Raw genomic sequence first — 16,733 nt, forward strand, 5'->3', positions numbered from 1 at the left:
GGCGAGTATCGCCCGTTCACTCGAAGGTGGGACGGCGGGCCGACTCCGGGAGGCCTACGGAGAGGACCAGAGGCCAAGGAGGAAGACAAGAGGCCCTCGGGGAGAACCGCAGGCCTACGGCGAGAAGGGAACGGCCTCAGCCCGCCCGCAGCGCCACCGTCATCGCCTCGACCGCCAGCAGCGGGTCCACGTTGCGGTCCAGCGCCGTACGGCAGGCGAGCACCGCCTCGATCCGGCGCAGCGTGCTCTCCGCCGGCCCGGCCTGGGCGACCCGGTTCAGCACCTGCCGCTGGTCCTCGTTGGCGAGCGCGCCGGTGGAGCCGAACTGGATCGCCAGCACGTCCCGGTAGAAGCCGAGCAGGTCGAGCAGCGCAACCCCGAGGGTCTCCCGGCGGGTGCGGGTGGCGCGGCTCTTCTGCCGCTTCTCCAGCTCCTTGACCGCACCGGCCATGCCGCGCGGTGCCTTGCTGCCCTCGGCGGCGCCGTAGGCGGCCTTCAGGTCGTCGGTCTCCTTGGCGTCCTGGGTCTCGGCGAGCGCCTCGGCGTCGGCCTTGGCGGTGTCGACCAGGCGCTGGGCGGCGGCCAGACAGCCGCCGATGTCGGAGACCTCCAGCGGGATCCGCAGCACCTCGGTGCGGCGGGTGCGGGCCTGCTCGTCCACCGCGAGGCGGCGCGAGCGCTCGATGTCGCCCTGCCCGGCGAGCGCGGCCAGCCGGGCGGCCTCCGGCTCGACCCCGTCCCGGCGGATCAGCATGTCGGCGACGGCCTCGGCGGCGGGCGTGCGCAGCACGAGCAGACGGCAGCGCGAGCGGATGGTCGGCAGCACGTCCTGGACGGAGGGGGCGCAGAGCAGCCAGACGGTGCGCGGGGAGGGCTCCTCCACGCCCTTGAGCAGCGCGTTCGCAGCAGCCTCGGTGAGCCGGTGGGCGGCGTCGACGAGGATCACCGACCAGCGGCCGCCGGTCGGGTAGCTGGAGGCGCGCAGCACCAGGTCGCGCATGTCGCCGACGCCGATGGACAAGCCGTCGGTCCGCACGTACTTGACGTCGGCGTGGCTGCCGGCCAGCACCGTGTGGCAGCCGTCGCAGAACCCGCAGCCGGGCGTGCCGCCGAGCGCGAGGTCGGGACTGGTGCACTGCAGGGCGGCGGCGAAGGCGCGCGCGGCAGTGACCTGCCCGGCCCCGGGCGGGCCGGTGAACAGCCACGCGTGCGTCATCAGGGAGGCGTTCCCACCCTGGCCCGGGGCGGCGCCGCGACCGGCCTCGACCGTCGCCCCGGCCGCCCGGGCCGCGGCGGTCAGCTGCTCGACCACCCGCTCCTGGCCCACCAGGTCGTCCCAGACGGCCACTGCTGCTCCCAAGCTCCGTACGACAGCGCTCCCGGCGCCGATTCCCCGCCGTCGAGCATACGTCTCCGCCCCGACAGCCACTGCTCCGTCCGGGTCGCGCCCGGTACGGAACCGGATACGCACCACGCCCGTACGGCGACGGGCGGCCCCGCCGAGGGCCACTGCCCCGACGACGCCGCCCGCCATCCGTCACGAAACGGGCTCAGCCCCGGCGACCCCAGCGACGGCCCTTGCCCTTGTCGCCGTCCCCGCCCCGGTCGTCCCCGCCCCGGTCGTCCCCGCCGCGCCGGTCCTCGCCGTCGTGCGGGCCCTGCGGCCCCTGGCCACCACCCTGCTCCCAGCGGGCCCACTCGTCGCGCGAGCCGAGCAGGGTGTCGGTCAGGCTCGGCAGGTCGTCCATCGGGGTCTCCTCGGCCCACTCCGGCCGAGGCCGCTCCGCCGTGGACTGCTCGACATCCGGCTGCTCGACCGCGGGCTGCCCAGCACCGGGCTGCTCCACGGCAGGCTGTCCGGCGCCGGGACGGCGCCCCCACTCGACCCGGGGCAGCGCCGCGGTCTCATCCACGGCGGGCACCTTCGGCAGCACGGCGGTCTCGTCCACCGCCGGCACCACCGGCAGCACCGCGGTCTCGTCCACCGCCGGCACCACCGGCAGCTTGGCAGTGGCGTCGGCCGCCTCGGCAGCCCGAGCGGCCGCCGCCTGACGGTCCCGCAGCGACAGCTCCCGCGTCGCCTCGTCGCCGAGCCCGGCCGAGGCACCCGACGCGTCCGAAGCACCCCGCGAGGCACCCGAAGCACCCGGGGCCTGCCCCGGCGTCTCCCGAACCGCCCGCAGCTCCGTGGTGGCCGCGTCCCCGGCCTCGGTCCGTCCCTCGGTCCGCCCCTCGGTCCGGCCCGCAGCCGTCTCCGCCGCGGCGGCTGCCGCCGCGAGCGCCGCGGCCTGCGCCAACCGGGCCTCCTCGGCCCGCTGCAGCGCCTCCTCCGCCCGGCGCCGCTGCTCCTCGCGTGCCAGGTCCCGCTGCCGCTGCAGCTCCGCCTGGGCGGCCGCCTCGTCGGCGATCCGCTTGCGCTCGGCGGCCTCCGCGGCCAGTCGGGCCTGCTCCTCCGCTCGCCGACGGGCCTCCTCGGCGGCGCGCCGCTCGGCCTCCTCCTCCGCCCGGCGACGGGCCTCCTCCTCGGCCTTGCGCCGGGCCTCGGCGGCGGCCCGCTCGGCCTCCTCCTTGGCCAGTCGCTCCTTCTCGGCCTGCTCGGCCCGCAGCTGCGCCAGCACCTCCTGGCGCTTGCGCTCGGCGGCCTCCTCCTCGGCCCGACGACGGGCCTCCTCGGCGGCGCGCCGCTCGGCCTCCTCCTTCGCCAGCCGCTCCTGCTCGGCGCGGGCGGCCTTCTCCTGCTCGGAGAGCGGCAGCTCGCGGTCCAGCCGGTGCCGGATGGCGGTGGTGACGAAGCCGGGGGCCTGGCTGCCGTCCACGACCAGGTAGCGCGCCGGGTCGGCGGCCGCGAGGGCGAGGAAGCCGGCCCGGACCCGCTGGTGGAACTCGGTGGGCTCGGACTCCAGCCGGTCCAGCGCCTCGGTGAAGCGCTCCCGGGCCCTGGTCGGGTCGACGTCCAGCACCACGGTCAGGTCGGGCAGCAGCCCGCCGGTGGCCCAGCGGGAGATCCGGGCGACCTCGGTGGCGGCCAGGTCGCGCCCGGCGCCCTGGTAGGCGATGGAGGAGTCCATGTACCGGTCGGTGATGACCACGGCGCCGCGGGCGAGGGCCGGCCGGATGACGTTCTCGACGTGCTCGGCCCGGTCGGCCGCGTAGATCAGCGCCTCGGCGCGGTGCGACAGGCCGGTGTTGCCGACATCCAGGACCAGGCCGCGCAGCCGCTGCCCGACCGGGCTGCCGCCGGGCTCGCGGGTGAGCACGACCTCGTGCCCCTTGCCGCGGATCCACTCGGCGAGCGCCTGGGCCTGGGTGGACTTGCCGGCGCCGTCGCCGCCCTCCAGGGCGATGAAGAAGCCGGTGCCCGCGCCCCGGTGCGGCACCGGGCCGCTGCCGCCGCGCACCGCGTCCACCAGGTCCCGGGCGAACGGAGCGGTGCCGCGCCGGTCGTCGGTGCGCAGCAGCACGACGGCGGCGAGCACCAGCGTCAGCAGGCCCGAAGTGGCGACGGCGAGGGCCGCGCCGCCGTGGATGAAGGTGAAGGAGCCGGGCTCGACGGTGCCGTACTCGACGTCCCCGTAAGCCGCAGCGATCAGCGGGACGACCACCAGTGCGGCCGCGACCACGGCCCGCAGCACCGCGTACAGGTGCTCGGTGACCTTCGGCAGCCGGGCCTCCTCGACCTCCTGGGCGAGCAGGGTGCGCCCGGCCGAGATGACGAGCCCGGCGGCCAGGCCGGCCAGCACGGTGAGCAGCAGGACCAGCACGAAGTCCAGCACCAGCCCGGCCAGGATCAGCGCGACACCCTCGGTGAGCAGTGCCAGGGCGAGCAGTCGGCGGCGGGAGAGCGAGGGCAGGGCGGCCCGGGTGAGCCGGGCGCCCAGCGCGGGGGCGCCGGCCGCGGCGAGCACGATCAGGCCGTAGCCGATCGGCCCGGCCCGGTGCTCGGCGGCGGTGAGCAGCGCCAGCGCGGCGACACCGGCCATCGAGGCGAAGCCGGCCGCGACGGCGAAGGTGAAGTACGGGGCGCTGCCGGTGCGGCCCTTGCTCAGCGCGGGGCCGGGCGTGGCGTCGGTCGGAGCGCGCAGGCCGGTCAGCGGCGAGTGCGGGGCGACGGCCACCGGGCCGCCGGGCAGCTGCTGGAGGTAGCCGCGGGCGGCCGAGGCGGCGAACAGGCCGGCCGCGCCGAGCGCGGCGAAGGTCAGCTGGTGGGCGCGCAGCCAGTCCGAGCCGAGCGCCGCGCCGATGTTGTTGAGCAGGGTGAAGGCGACCAGACCGACGGCCGCGAGCGGCACGGTGACCCAGCCGGTGAAGTGGTCGACGCTGCGGACGGTGTCCAGGTCGGCGGCGGTCGGCCGCTGCTCCGCGGCGGGCGCGTACGGGCTGGCCGGCGGCAGCAGGCCGGGGACGACGGCGGCCTTGGCGATCCCCCAGACCCGTTCGGCCGCGCCGGTGAGGAACACGGTGGCGAGCAGCACGTAGGTGGCGGCGCCGGAGGGTCGCGGTCCGGAGCTCAGCCAGACCGTCCACCAGGGCGCGAGGCCGATCAGCAGGGCGCGCAGCGTGTCGGCGCCGAACAGCGTCCAGCGCCGGTCGAGCCTCCCGGCGACCAGCTGGTGCAGCGGTTCCAGGAGCGCCACGCCGACCAGCCCGGTGGCCGCCACCCGGACGGCGAGGACGGCGGCGGTGGCGAAGGCTAGGCTGCGCGGCAGGTCGCCGAGCTGGCCGCCCTGGGCGGTCGCGATCACGGTGAGCGCGAGCAGCACCAGCAGGCCGAGCCGGTCGGCGGTGCCGCCGATCAGCTGGGTGGTCCACAGGCGTCGGTAGGGGCGGGTCCGCAGCAGCGCCCGGGCCCGGTCCACGGGGGTTCCGGCGGGCGCGACCTCGGACAGGTCGGCCACGGTGGCTCCGGCAGCCGGGGCGGCGCTGGGGGTGGGCTGCTCCTCGCTCGTCATACGGTCAGCGTAGCGGGCTGGGCTTTGCCCGATTGAGACGAACGGCGTTCCGGGCCCTGGTCATCACCGGCCTGTGACGATCCCTGCACAGACCTCGGGCCCGCGCCCCGGGGTGGGGGCGCGGGCCCGGTTCCGCTCTCGGCGGGCTGTCGGAGGATCAGCCCTCGTCGGTGGCGGCGGTCTTGCCGGCTACGGCCTCGCCGGCCGCGGTCTTGGCGGCCGTCTTCTTGGCGGCCGTCTTCTTGGCGGCCGTCTTCTTCGCCGCCGCCTTGGTCGCGGTGGTGGTCTTCTTCGCGGCCGTCTTCTTGGCGGCGGTCTTGGTCGCCGCCGTCTTGGTGGTGGTGGTCTTCTTGGCCGCCGCCTTCTTGGCCGGGGCCTTCTTCGCCGCCTTCTTCACCGGCCCGCGCGCCCGCTTCTCCGCGAGCAGCTCGTAGCCGCGCTCCGGCGTGATGGTCTCGACGTCGTCGTCCTTGCGCAGCGTGGCGTTGGTCTCGCCGTCGGTCACGTACGGGCCGAAGCGGCCGTCCTTGACCACCACCGGGCGCTCGCTGACCGGGTCGGTGCCCAGCTCCTTGAGCGGCGGCGCGGCGGCCGCCCGGCCGCGCTGCTTGGGCTGGGCGTAGATCGCCAGCGCCTCGTCGAGGGTGATCGTGAAGAGCTGGTCCTCGCTGGTGAGCGAACGCGAGTCGGTGCCGCGCTTGAGGTACGGGCCGTAGCGGCCGTTCTGCGCGGTGATCTCCGCGCCCTCGGCGTCGGTGCCGACCACGCGCGGCAGCGAGAGCAGCCGCAGCGCGTCCTCCAGGGTGACGCCGTCCAGCGACATCGACTTGAACAGCGAGGCGGTGCGCGGCTTGACCGCGTTCTTGCCGGTCTTGGGCGTGCCCTCGGGCAGGATCTCGGTCACGTACGGGCCGTAGCGGCCGTCCTTGGCGACCAGCATGTTGCCGCTGACCGGGTCCGGGCCGAGCTCGAAGTCACCGCTGGGCTTGGCCAGCAGCTCCTCGGCCAGCTCGACGGTCAGCTCGTCCGGCGGCAGCTCGTCCGGGATGTCGGCGCGCTGGCCGGGCTCGCCCTCGACGGCGGCGGCGCGCTCGACGTACGGGCCGTAGCGGCCGACCCGCAGGGTGATGTCGTCGCTGACCTTGAACGAGCTGATCTCCCGGGCGTCGATCGCGCCGAGGTCGGTGACCAGCTCCTTCAGGCCGCCCAGGTGGTCGCCGTCGCCGTTGCCGGCCTCGGCGGCGCCACCCGCCACGTGGCCCTCGCCCTCGCCGAAGTAGAACCGCTTCAGCCACGGCACGGACTGCGCCTCACCGGCGGCGATACGGTCGAGGTCGTCCTCCATCTTGGCGGTGAAGTCGTAGTCGACGAGCCGGCCGAAGTGCTTCTCCAGCAGGTTGACCACGGCGAAGGAGAGGAAGGACGGGACGAGCGCCGTGCCCTTCTTGAACACGTACCGGCGCTGGATGATCGTGTCGATGATCGACGCGTAGGTGGAGGGCCGGCCGATCTCCCGGTCCTCCAGCTCCTTGACCAGCGAGGCCTCGGTGTAGCGGGCCGGCGGCTTGGTGGCGTGGCCCTCCGGGGTGATCCGCTCGGCGGCCAGCGGGTCGCCCTGGGCGACCTGCGGCAGCCGGCGCTCACGGTCGTCGAGCTCGGCGTTCGGGTCGTCGGCGCCCTCGACGTAGGCCTTCAGGAAGCCGTGGAAGGTGATGATCTTGCCGGAGGCGGAGAACTCGACGTCCCGGCCGTCGGCGGAGGCGCCGCCGACCCGGACGGTGACGGACTGGCCGACCGCGTCCTTCATCTGGGAGGCGACGGTGCGCATCCAGATCAGCTCGTACAGCCTGAAGTCGTCGCCGGTCAGGCCGGTCTCGGCGGGGGTGCGGAAGCGGTCGCCGGAGGGGCGGACGGCCTCGTGCGCCTCCTGGGCGTTCTTGACCTTGCTGGCGTAGGTGCGCGGGGCGTCCGGCAGGTAGTCGGCGCCGTAGAGCTGGGTGACCTGCGCGCGGGCGGCGGCGATCGCGGTGTCCGACAGCGTGGTGGAGTCGGTACGCATATAGGTGATGAAGCCGTTCTCGTACAGCTTCTGGGCCACCTGCATGGTCCGCTTGGCGCCGAAGCCCAGCTTGCGGCTGGCCTCCTGCTGGAGCGTGGTGGTGCGGAACGGCGCGTACGGCGAGCGGCGGTAGGGCTTGGACTCGACACTGCGGACGCTGAACGCGGTCTGCGCCAGGGCGGCGGCCAGCTGGCGGGCGGCCTGCTCGTCCAGGTGCAGGGTGTTGGTGCTGCCGGCCTTCAGTCGGCCGTCCGAGCCGAAGTCGCGGCCGCTGGCGATCCGCTTGCCGTCCACCGAGGCCAGCCGGGCGCCGAAGGTCTCCGGGTTGGCGGAGTCGGCCGGGGTGCGGCCGGTGCCGAAGGTGCCGACCAGGTCCCAGTACGAGGCGGTGCGGAACGCCATCCGCTCGCGCTCGCGCTCGACCACCAGACGGGTCGCGACGGACTGCACCCGGCCCGCCGACAGCTTCGGCATGACCTTCTTCCACAGCACCGGCGAGACCTCGAAGCCGTACAGCCGGTCGAGGATGCGGCGGGTCTCCTGCGCGTCGACCAGGCGCTGGTTCAGCTCGCGCGGGTTGGCCACGGCCTCCTGGATCGCCGACTTGGTGATCTCGTGGAACACCATCCGGTGCACCGGCACCTTGGGCTTGAGCACCTGCTGGAGGTGCCACGCGATGGCCTCGCCCTCGCGGTCCTCATCGGTGGCGAGGAAGAGCTCGTCGGACTCCGCGAGCAGCGACTTCAACTTGCTGACCTGGGACTTCTTGTCCGCGTTGACCACGTAGATGGGCGCGAAGTCATGGTCGACGTCCACCCCGAGGCGGCGCACCTCGCCGGTGTACTTGTCCGGCACCTCGGCCGCGGTGCTGGGCAGGTCGCGAATGTGCCCGACGCTCGCCTCGACGATGTAGCCGGGGCCCAGGTAGCCCTTGATCGTCTTCGCCTTGGCCGGCGACTCGACAATGACGAGTCGCTGTCCGTGCGCGGTCTCGCTGCTCGGGGACACCTTCGCTCTTCTCTCCCGGTCCTTATGTGGCTGGTCGGCGCTGGCAGCACGGGCTGCGCTCCGCCCGACCCCTCCACCGTCCCGGGCTGCCGCTGAACGACACCCCACCAGCGGAGTGTGACCGTACCCCGGCCACCCTTGTCAAACGGACGGATCCCGCGTTTTCACTTGCCGGGCTCACCGACGCCACTCGAACGGTAACCCGATGACGGAGGTTCGCGCCCCGTGGAGGGGGGCTTCGGCAGGTTCCGGAGGATGGAATGACGGATTTCAAGATCTGTCAACGGAAAAATCGCCGCACTTCCGGTATTGCGCTTTCCGGATCGCGCCAGTCGCACCGGCCTGGCCGGTGCGACTGAGGTGTTCGCTACGGCAGGTACGGCTGATGCGCTCAGGGCGACTGAGCCGTCCGGCACCGCTGCCGCTGCGGCCACCGCTGCGGCCTCGGCGACCTCAGCGGCCGACCGCGGCCAGCAGTCCGGCGCCCACCGCCAGGCAGCACACGCCCAGGGCGCTCCACAGCAGGTCGGTGACCGCCGCCCGGCTGACCTCCCCCGCCGCCAGCACCGCCCGGCAGGGCCGGTCGGGGTCGTAACAGACCCGCACCGAGGCGCCGGGCGCGAAGCGCTGCGGACGGCGCAGCGGGGTGTGCCCGCGCGGACGGGTGAGCACCAGCTCCGCGATCCGGCCACCGACGGGCCCCTCGGCGGCCGGGGGCAGCACGGAGAAGGAGAGCAGCGGCGCGCTGTCCAGCTGCCCGTGCACCTCGTTCTCGGCGACGACGGTGGCCACGGCCCGCACCCCCCGTCGGCGCACCCGGTGGCGAAGGCGCACTTCGGCGGCGCACCAGAGCAGCAGCGCGCCACCGAAGAGGGCGAGCACCAGCCCGCCCACCGTCGCCGTCGTCGTGTCCACCCCTGGCCCCCGGCTCCCCAGCTCTGTCCACAGCCTGTGGACGGAGAGCCTCACAGCGCCGGACCAACGGGGCACAGCCGCCCGGGGGCTGCCGGACGAACCGGAGGGTACGGGCGGGTGAACCGGGGGTCGTCCGCGAAGCGTTCCACCGGACGGGGCCGGGGCGGGGCCGCCGGACCGCGGCCACCGGATGTGGGTCACCGAACGGGGTTGATGAACCCCTGCTCGGTCAGCAGCCGCAGCGACTCCGGCACCCGGTCCCGCAGGACCACCCGGTCCTCGCCCAGCAGCTGCGCGATGGCGTCCACGATCTCGCCCGCCGCCAGCGACCCGTCGCAGACCCCGACGAAGCCGGCACCCACGGTGTCCACCTTGGTGGCCCGCCGCATGCCCCGGTTGTGACGCAGGATCACGTGCTCCGGGTCCTCCGCCCCCGGCGCGCCGACCTGCTCCTGGACCACCTCGTCGGCCAGCACGTAGCGGGCCGCGAGCAGGCCCGCGTCGTCGTGCGAGCGCAGGAAGTCCTGCCGGTCGAACCACTCCTCGATGTGCGGGCCGAGCGGCTGCTCCACCGGGTGCGGCCACTCCTCCACCCGCACGGTCGGCCGCTCGGCGCCGCTCGCCCGCAGGGTGATCCAGCCCATGCCGATGCCCTCGACCCGACCCGCCTCGAAGGCGTCCAGCCACTCGCCGTACCGGGCCTGGTAGTCGCCGCCGGGGCCGCGGTGGTCGCCGCCGTCGCGCAGCCACAACTCGGCGTACTGGGCCACGTCCTGGACCTCGCGCTGGACGATCCAGGCGTCCAGCCCGGTGCCCGCCACCCAGCCGGCCAGCCGCTCGTGCCAGTCCTCGCCCCTGACGTGCTGCCAGTTGGCGAGCAACTGGCAGTAGCCGCCCGGCTCCAGGTGCTCGGCGGCCGAGCGCACCAGGTTGCGGCACAGGTCGTCCCCGGCCATGCCGCCGTCGCGGTAGGTGAACCGGCCGGCCGGCGAGATGACGAACGGCGGGTTGGAGACGATCAGGTCGAACTTCCGCTCCCCGACCGGCTCGAAGAGGCTTCCGGCGGCCACCTCGGTGTTGTCGAAACCGGACAGCGCGAGGGTCAGCTCGGTGAACCGCAGCGCGCGCGGGTTGAGGTCGGTGGCGACGACCTTCTGGGCGTGCCGGGCCGCGTGCAGCGCCTGCACGCCCGAGCCCGAACCAAGGTCCAGAGCGGCCCGGACGGGGCGGCGCACGGTGATGTTGGCCAGCGTCGTGGACGCGCCGCCGACCCCCAGCACCAGGTCCTTGCGGGCCACCCCGTGGGCCGTCTCCCCGGAGCCGATGCCACCCGCGCCACCCACCGCGCAGCCCAGGTCGGAGACCACCCAGGCATCCGAACTGGGCATCCCGGCCACCTCGTTGGCGTACGGGCGGACGTCCACCGTGGCCCGCACCAGGTCGCCGTCGGAGCGCAGCCAGCCGTCCGCCAGGCAGTCCTCCACCGGCAGCGCGGCGGCGGCCGCCTGGTACGGCACCGGCTGCTGCAGCAGGAACAGCCGCACCAGGGTCTCCAGCGGGCTGCCGCCCCGGGTCGCGCGCAGCGCCGGGACGGCCTCGCTACGGGCCAACGCCGCGTATCCGGTGGGACCCAACAGGTCCAGGCACCCGTCAGCGGTGAACGATGCGGCCAGCAGCGCCTCGCGCAGCTTGGCCAGACGGGTCGGGTCGAGAACGGGGCTACTGATCACCCCGCCATTGTCCCCCGCCCCACGCCACCCCCGCCCCACCAGCCCGCCCGGGGCGCGCCCGCCCGAGTCCGAGCTCCGGCCTGCGCCCCTCGGCAGACACAGCAGCCGGGGCCGGAGGGCCGCTCCCGCGAGCGGCCCTCGCCGTTACTCCCCCTACTCCCCGTCCTCGGTCTACTTCCCGTCCTCGGTCAGCTCGCGCTGGGGGCCGGGGTGGACGGGGCGGCCGCCGGGGTGGTGCCGGCGCCCGCGGAGGGGGTGGCCCCCGGGCTCGCGCTGTCCGTTGCGCCGGGCGTGGGGGTGCCGTTGGGGGCGCTGGTCGTGGCGGACGCTCCGGCGCCCGGGGTCGCGCTCGCACCCCCGGCGGCCGGGGAGCCACTGGCGCTGCCGCTCGCACCGGCGCCCGGGGTGGCCTGGCTGGGCTTACAGCCGTCCTGCTTGGCCATCGCGGCGCCGAGCTCGCCGCGCTGCAGCTTGCTCTGCGCCTGGGTGGACAGCGAGGCCAGCTGCTGCACCTGGTCGGCCACGCTGCGCAGCCCGTCGGCGAACTTCGCCTGGTCGTTGTTGGGCAGCGCGTCCAGCTTCTTCTGGACGTCCTGGTAGCCGTCGGCGGCCTTCTTCAGCTCGTCGACGGTGTCCTTCTGCAGGGTCGCACCGTTGTCCACCTTGGGCGCGCCGGCCGCGTCGATGGCGCTCGCGATGTCCTGGTTGGTCTTGGCCAGCCGCCCGATGTCCGTCGAGAGCCGCTTCTGCAGGTCGGCCGGGGACTCGCCGGTCTTCACCTGACCGGTGTCGGCGAGCGCGGACTGCGCTTGGGCGATCGGGTCCTTGGCCGCGCCGCAGACGTTCGACGCCCAGGATTCCAGCTGCTTGCTGTTGTCGTCGCCGCCGCAGCCGACGGCGCCGAACGCGAGCAGCACGCCGAGGGCGGGTACGGCCAGCAGTCGCTTGTTCACCGGGAGAAGCCTTTCGGTTCGGTCGTCTTCGGTCGTCGAACCTACACGTCCGCCGTCCGAGCCCCGTTTCCCGGCTGCTCAGCCCCCGGTCGGCCGCCCTGGGCTCCCACCCCCCGCGCCCTCCCGCCCCCGGTCGCCGCTCAGGCCCGCTCGACCCGGATCGGATCGCCCGGCCGGACGGTGCCCAGCACCTGGGCGTCCCCGTCGAGCGCGCCGAGGACGTTGCAGGGGCTGGCCAGTCGGCACTCGCCGTCGCGCGAGATCGGCGTCGGCCCGTAGGGCAGGGCGAGGCTGTCGCCGTCGGTCCAGAACGCGACCGTGCCCGGCTCGACCACCTGCCGGGCACCGTCCTCACGCGGCACGCTGACGGGCGTGCCGAAGTAGACCTCCCCGCCCCAGGTGCTCGCCGTCGATTCGATCGGCAGCTCGGCCCAGAGCGCCTCGGTGGTGGGCGTGGCCCGCAGCGTGGCGGTGGCCTGACCGGCCGGCCACAGGATGCGAATCCGCATGTGCTTCCTCTTCCGCGACAGGTCCGATCAACGATCGGACCCGGTCGTGCCGGAAGCAGCGAACCGCCAGGCCCAACAATTTGTCAACGAGGTCCCAGGAGTTGGGACCGGGGTGCCGGGACGGGGGTACCGGGAGCGGCGCGGGGCGTCAGACGGCGACGGAGGCGACCGAGACCGGCCAGCTCATCCGGATCACGGCACCGCCGGTGCCGTTGGTGACCTCCAGGTCCTCGACCAGGCCGGTGATCACGGCGAGGCCCAAGGTGTCCTCGTCCGGATCGCCGCCCTCGTCAGCACCGGCGGCCGGGACGGCCGCAGAGCCGGCTTCGTCCTCGACCTCGATGAGGAAACGCTTCTCCTGATCGGTCAGCGCGACCCGGACCGTGCCGCCGATGCCACCGCGCTGATGCAGACCGACCGCACGGGAGCACGCCTCACCGACCGCGAGCCGTACCTCGTCGAGCACCGACTCGTCGACCCCGGCCCGTCTGGCGACGGCCGCGGCGACCAAGCGGGCCGTCCGCACGTGCTCGGGAAGCGCGCTGAATCGAAGTTCGACGGTTGCCATATCTCCCCTTCGGGGTGCTCCGACGGGGGCCGGAGGTACGGCCCCCGTGGGCCGGACGGGCCGGCCCCTGAGCGGCCGGGAAGCACCGGGGCCCGTGCGGGCCCCAGCGCCCCGGACGCGTGGAACGGGCGGGCCGGCCGCGGGGACCGGCCCGGACGCGTCAGTCGGTCGCCTGGACCGCGTCCTCCACCGAGGTGTGGATCGGGAAGACCTTGGTCAGGCCGGTGATCCGGAAAATCTTGAGGATGCGCTCCTGGTTGCAGACGAGGCGCAGCGAGCCCTCGTGGGCGCGCACCCGCTTCAGACCGCCGACCAGCACGCCCAGGCCGGTCGAGTCGAGGAAGTCAACGCCCTCCATGTCGACGACGAGGTGGTACTTGCCGTCGTTGACGAGCTCGACCAGCTGCTCCCGCAGCTTCGGGGCGGTGTACACATCGATCTCGCCGCCAACCTCGACGACCGTACGATCGCCGACTGCGCGGGTCGACAGGGACAGGTCCACGGAACCTCCAGCACCTTGCCTTGCTACGTCATGTGCGATCCTCGGCCGGACGGCCGCCACCGCATGGTCGCGAGCCCGGGCGCGCCAAGCCAAACGCGTGGCAAGCCTCAGCGCTGCGACCCACGGCCGTACGGCCGTCACGGCCACATTCAACCACCTGCGACCATGCCCGCACGATGGCTTACGACGATTCTGCGTCACGCCGGTGACACACTGGGTCCTCATGCCGCCCCGACACAGCCTGCCCGAGGCACTGCTCACGACCCTGTCCACCAGTCGGGGGCGATCCGACCGGCTCACCCATACGGAGCACCTTCCCGCCCGACCTGCACGTTATTCGCCGTGGCCCGAGTCGATCCGATCGGAGATCGTGGCCTCGGCGCTCGCCGTCGGGGTGGAGCAGCCCTGGACGCACCAGGCAGAGGCGATGAACCTGGCCAAAAGCGGCCAGACTGTGGTGATCGCCACAGGCACCGCCTCGGGCAAGTCGTTGGGCTATCTGGCGCCGGTGCTCAGCGACCTGCTGGAGGGCACCGAGGCCCGCAACGGCCGCGGCGCCACCGCGCTCTACCTGGCCCCGACCAAGGCGCTCGCCGCCGACCAGCGCCGCCGCGCCGCCGAACTCGCCCCGCCGAGGGTCCGGGCCGCGCTGTACGACGGCGACACCCCGCCCGAGGAGCGCGAGTGGGTCCGCCAGTACGCCTCCTACGTGCTCACCAACCCGGACATGCTGCACCGGGGCATCCTGCCCGCGCACGCCCGCTGGTCCTCCTTCCTCAAGGTGCTGCGCTACGTGGTCGTCGACGAGTGCCACAGCTACCGGGGCGTGTTCGGCTCGCACGTCGCCCAGGTGCTGCGGCGGCTGCGCCGGATCTGCGCCCGTTACGGTTCGTCACCCACCTTCCTGCTCGCCTCCGCCACCACCGCCGACCCCGCCGTGACCGCCCGGCGCCTGACCGGCCTGCCCGCCGTGGCCGTCACCGAGGACGCCTCGCCGCGCGGGCCGATGGTCTTCGGCCTCTGGGAGCCGCCGCTGACCGAGAACGTCGGCGAGCACGGCGCCCCGGTGCGCCGCACCGCCACCGCCGAGGCCGCGCACCTGCTGACCGACCTGGTCGAGCGGCAGACCCGGACCGTCGTGTTCGTCCGCTCCCGCCGCGCCGCCGAACTCGTCGCCCTCCAGACCCAGGACCAGCTCGGCCGACCGCTCGCCGACCGGGTGGCCGCCTACCGCGGCGGCTACCTCGCCGACGAACGCCGGGCCCTGGAGCGCGCCCTGCACTCCGGTCGGCTGCTGGGACTCGCCTCCACCTCCGCTCTCGAACTCGGCGTCGACGTCTCCGGCCTCGACGCCGTCCTGATGGCCGGCTACCCCGGCACCCGGGCCTCGCTCTGGCAGCAGGCGGGCCGGGCGGGCCGCGAGGCCCAGGGCGCGCTCGCCGTCCTGATCGCCCGGGACGACCCGCTGGACACCTATCTGGTGCACCACCCGGAGGCGCTGTTCGCCGCACCCGTCGAGGCCACCGTGCTCGACCCCGACAACCCGCACGTGCTCGCCCCGCACCTGTGCGCGGCCGCCGCGGAACTGCCGCTCACCGACGCCGACCTGGAGCTGTTCGGCCCCTCCACCGCGCCGCTGCTGCCGGTGCTGGAACGACGCGGCCTGCTGCGCCGGCGCCCCGACGGCTCCTGGTACTGGACCCGCCGGGAACGCGCCGCCGACGCCGTCGATCTGCGCGGCAGCGGCGGCAGCCCGGTGCAGATCGTCGAGGCCGACACCGGCCGGCTGCTCGGCACGGTGGACGCGGCGGCCTCCCACACCACCGTCCACACCGGGGCCGTCCACCTCCACCAGGGCCGCACCTACCTGGTCCGGGAGCTCGACCTGGAGAACTCGGTCGCCCTGGTCGAACCGGCCGATCCGCCGTACACCACCTCCGCCCGCGACATCACCTCCATCTCCGTCCTCGACACCGACACCACCGTCCCCTGGGGCGAGGGCCGGCTCAGCTTCGGCTCGGTGGAGGTGGTCAACCAGGTGGTCGGCTACCTCCGGAAGCGGATCTCCACCGGGGAGATCATGGGCGAGAGCAAACTCGACCTCCCGCCCCGCACGCTGCGCACCCGCGCCGTCTGGTGGTCCGTCACCGAGGACCAGCTGTTCGACGCGAACCTCCCGCTCGACCAGCTGCCCGGTGCCGCCCACGCCGCCGAGCACGCCTCGATCGGCCTGCTGCCGCTGTTCGCCACCTGCGACCGGTGGGACATCGGCGGCGTCTCCGTCCCGCTGCACCCCGACACCGGGCTGCCCACCGTGTTCGTCTACGACGGCCACCCGGGCGGGGCCGGCTTCGCCGAACGCGGCTTCCAGCGGGCGGTCGAGTGGCTGACCGCCACCCGGGCGGCGATCGCCTCCTGCGAGTGCGAGCGCGGCTGCCCGTCCTGCGTCCAGTCACCCAAGTGCGGCAACGGGAACGACCCGCTGGACAAGGCGGCCGCCGTCCTGCTGCTGGATGTCCTGCTAGCCGGGGCGCCTGCCGCGGAGTCCGGGCCGGGCCCCGAGGGCGCGGGGTCCGAGCCCGGCCCCGAGGACGCAGAGTCCAGAACGAGCCACGAGGGCGCGGGGTCCGGACCCGACCCGGAGGGCGGGGCGCCGAGCGGTTCATGAGGCCGCCGCCGCGCCGCCCGGGGTGTCACCGAGGCCGTCCTCGGCCGCGGTGACCGGGGCCCGTACCGGTCCGGCCCGGGCCCTCGCCCGCGCCGGGCCGACCGGCAGGCGCACCGGGAGCCCGCCGACCGGCACCTCGGCGACCACCTCGACGGCGTCCGCCGACCGGTCAACCGAGCAGGACACCAGGCCGGCACCCTGTGCGGCGGCGATCCCGGCGGCCCGACCACAGCCGCCGTCCGGCTCCAGCAGCAGCCGGTCCGCCGCCGCGAGGGCCGCCAGGTCGGCGGCGGACTCGGCCCGGTGCCGGGCGGCGACCACCGCACCGACCGCGATCGTCGCGGCGAACACCGCCGTGCCCAGCATCGCCAGCGCGAGCAACCACACCGTCGCCGAGCCCGCATCCGGCCCGCGCCCGCCGACCGCGGCGGCCCGGGCGGTACGGGCCCGCCCCAGCCGCCCCACCGCCCGCCGCGGGCCCCTCAGGAAGGCCACGCGCCACCTCCTCCTCCCGAACCACTCCCCAACACGTCCTCCCGCTGCGCCACCGCCCGTGCGCCGAGCCGCACCGCGAGCAGACCGCCGAGCTTCCCGGGCGCCGCGCACGGCGCGTCCACGTCGACTCGCACCGTGTCCGCCGCGACCGCGACCCGGACCTCCGCCCCCGGCGGGGCGGCCGCGCGGGCGAGCCCGGCGGCGTCCGCCTCACCGCGCGCGGCCGCCCTGGCACCGATCCTGGCCGCGTCCACGCAGTGGATCTGCGCGGCCGCCGCGAGCACGCCCCAGATCAGCATCGCCGCGAGCAGGACGAGCGCGGGCAGGGCCACCGCCGTCTCCGCCGTGGCGAAACCGCCGTCGCCGCGTCGGACCGG

12 protein-coding genes are annotated in these 16,733 nt (G+C 74.6%); 1 reads left to right on the forward strand and 11 read right to left on the reverse strand.

The features are described from left to right. Positions 1 to 136 precede the first annotated feature (136 nt). The 9 genes from ACFQ87_RS02340 to bldG form a co-directional block, all read right to left on the reverse strand. Positions 137 to 1,348 (reverse strand): DNA polymerase III subunit delta', encoded by a 1,212-nt coding sequence (locus ACFQ87_RS02340; RefSeq protein ID WP_380608732.1) that lies wholly within the window; start codon positions 1,346 to 1,348, stop codon positions 137 to 139. Positions 1,349 to 1,550: 202 nt separating this feature from the next. Continuing rightward, entirely contained in the window at positions 1,551 to 4,949 is a 3,399-nt protein-coding gene (tmk, locus tag ACFQ87_RS02345; RefSeq protein WP_380608654.1) for a dTMP kinase, read from the reverse strand. Positions 4,950 to 5,106: 157 nt separating this feature from the next. Next, positions 5,107 to 8,016, reverse strand: a complete 2,910-nt coding sequence (gene topA, locus ACFQ87_RS02350) for a type I DNA topoisomerase (protein ID WP_380608655.1) — start codon at positions 8,014 to 8,016, stop codon at positions 5,107 to 5,109. A 453-nt stretch (positions 8,017 to 8,469) separates the two neighbouring features. Then, complete coding sequence (locus ACFQ87_RS02355) at positions 8,470 to 8,931, reverse strand: DUF3592 domain-containing protein (RefSeq protein ID WP_380608656.1); 462 nt, start codon at positions 8,929 to 8,931, stop codon at positions 8,470 to 8,472. 197 nt (positions 8,932 to 9,128) lie between these two features. Continuing rightward, a complete protein-coding gene (locus ACFQ87_RS02360; protein WP_380608658.1) occupies positions 9,129 to 10,661 on the reverse strand; it encodes a methyltransferase in 1,533 nt (510 codons plus the stop codon). A gap of 188 nt (positions 10,662 to 10,849) precedes the next feature. Continuing rightward, positions 10,850 to 11,614: a small secreted protein gene (locus ACFQ87_RS02365; protein WP_380608659.1), complete on the reverse strand. Its 765-nt coding sequence runs from the start codon at positions 11,612 to 11,614 to the stop codon at positions 10,850 to 10,852. A 140-nt stretch (positions 11,615 to 11,754) separates the two neighbouring features. Then, a complete protein-coding gene (locus ACFQ87_RS02370; protein ID WP_380608660.1) occupies positions 11,755 to 12,123 on the reverse strand; it encodes a cyclophilin-like fold protein in 369 nt (122 codons plus the stop codon). A gap of 148 nt (positions 12,124 to 12,271) precedes the next feature. Then, the gene (locus tag ACFQ87_RS02375) at positions 12,272 to 12,691 is read right to left on the reverse strand and encodes an ATP-binding protein (protein WP_380608661.1); all 420 of its coding nucleotides are present in this window, start codon (positions 12,689 to 12,691) and stop codon (positions 12,272 to 12,274) included. A 160-nt stretch (positions 12,692 to 12,851) separates the two neighbouring features. Beyond that, positions 12,852 to 13,193 (reverse strand): anti-sigma factor antagonist BldG, encoded by a 342-nt coding sequence (gene bldG / locus ACFQ87_RS02380; protein ID WP_380608663.1) that lies wholly within the window; start codon positions 13,191 to 13,193, stop codon positions 12,852 to 12,854. 223 nt (positions 13,194 to 13,416) lie between these two features. Here bldG and ACFQ87_RS02385 point away from each other — a divergent pair, with 223 nt between their 5' ends. Next, positions 13,417 to 15,861, forward strand: coding sequence for a DEAD/DEAH box helicase (locus ACFQ87_RS02385; RefSeq protein WP_380608664.1), 2,445 nt, complete (start codon positions 13,417 to 13,419; stop codon positions 15,859 to 15,861). Here the strand turns inward: ACFQ87_RS02385 and ACFQ87_RS02390 are convergent. Further along, entirely contained in the window at positions 15,856 to 16,356 is a 501-nt protein-coding gene (locus ACFQ87_RS02390) for an Rv3654c family TadE-like protein (RefSeq protein WP_380608665.1), read from the reverse strand. The two genes, ACFQ87_RS02385 and ACFQ87_RS02390, sit on opposite strands and share 6 nt — an antisense overlap. Next, positions 16,344 to 16,688 carry a TadE family type IV pilus minor pilin gene (locus ACFQ87_RS02395; protein ID WP_380608667.1) on the reverse strand — a complete coding sequence of 115 codons (345 nt, stop codon included), beginning with the start codon at positions 16,686 to 16,688 and terminating at the stop codon, positions 16,344 to 16,346. The genes ACFQ87_RS02390 and ACFQ87_RS02395 overlap by 13 nt, the downstream gene beginning before the upstream one ends. Positions 16,689 to 16,733: the final 45 nt, after the last annotated feature.

The organism is Kitasatospora sp. NPDC056531 (assembly GCF_042794375.1).
Lineage (GTDB): Bacteria > Actinomycetota > Actinomycetes > Streptomycetales > Streptomycetaceae > Kitasatospora.

Bases quoted from the DNA above. Each gene is read 5' to 3' on its own strand.
- ACFQ87_RS02375 (WP_380608661.1), bottom strand. From the start codon at position 12,691: ATGGCAACCGTCGAACTTCGATTCAGCGCGCTTCCCGAGCACGTGCGG.
- ACFQ87_RS02370 (WP_380608660.1), bottom strand. From the start codon at position 12,123: ATGCGGATTCGCATCCTGTGGCCGGCCGGTCAGGCCACCGCCACGCTG.
- tmk (WP_380608654.1), bottom strand. From the start codon at position 4,949: ATGACGAGCGAGGAGCAGCCCACCCCCAGCGCCGCCCCGGCTGCCGGA.
- ACFQ87_RS02385 (WP_380608664.1), top strand. From the start codon at position 13,417: ATGCCGCCCCGACACAGCCTGCCCGAGGCACTGCTCACGACCCTGTCC.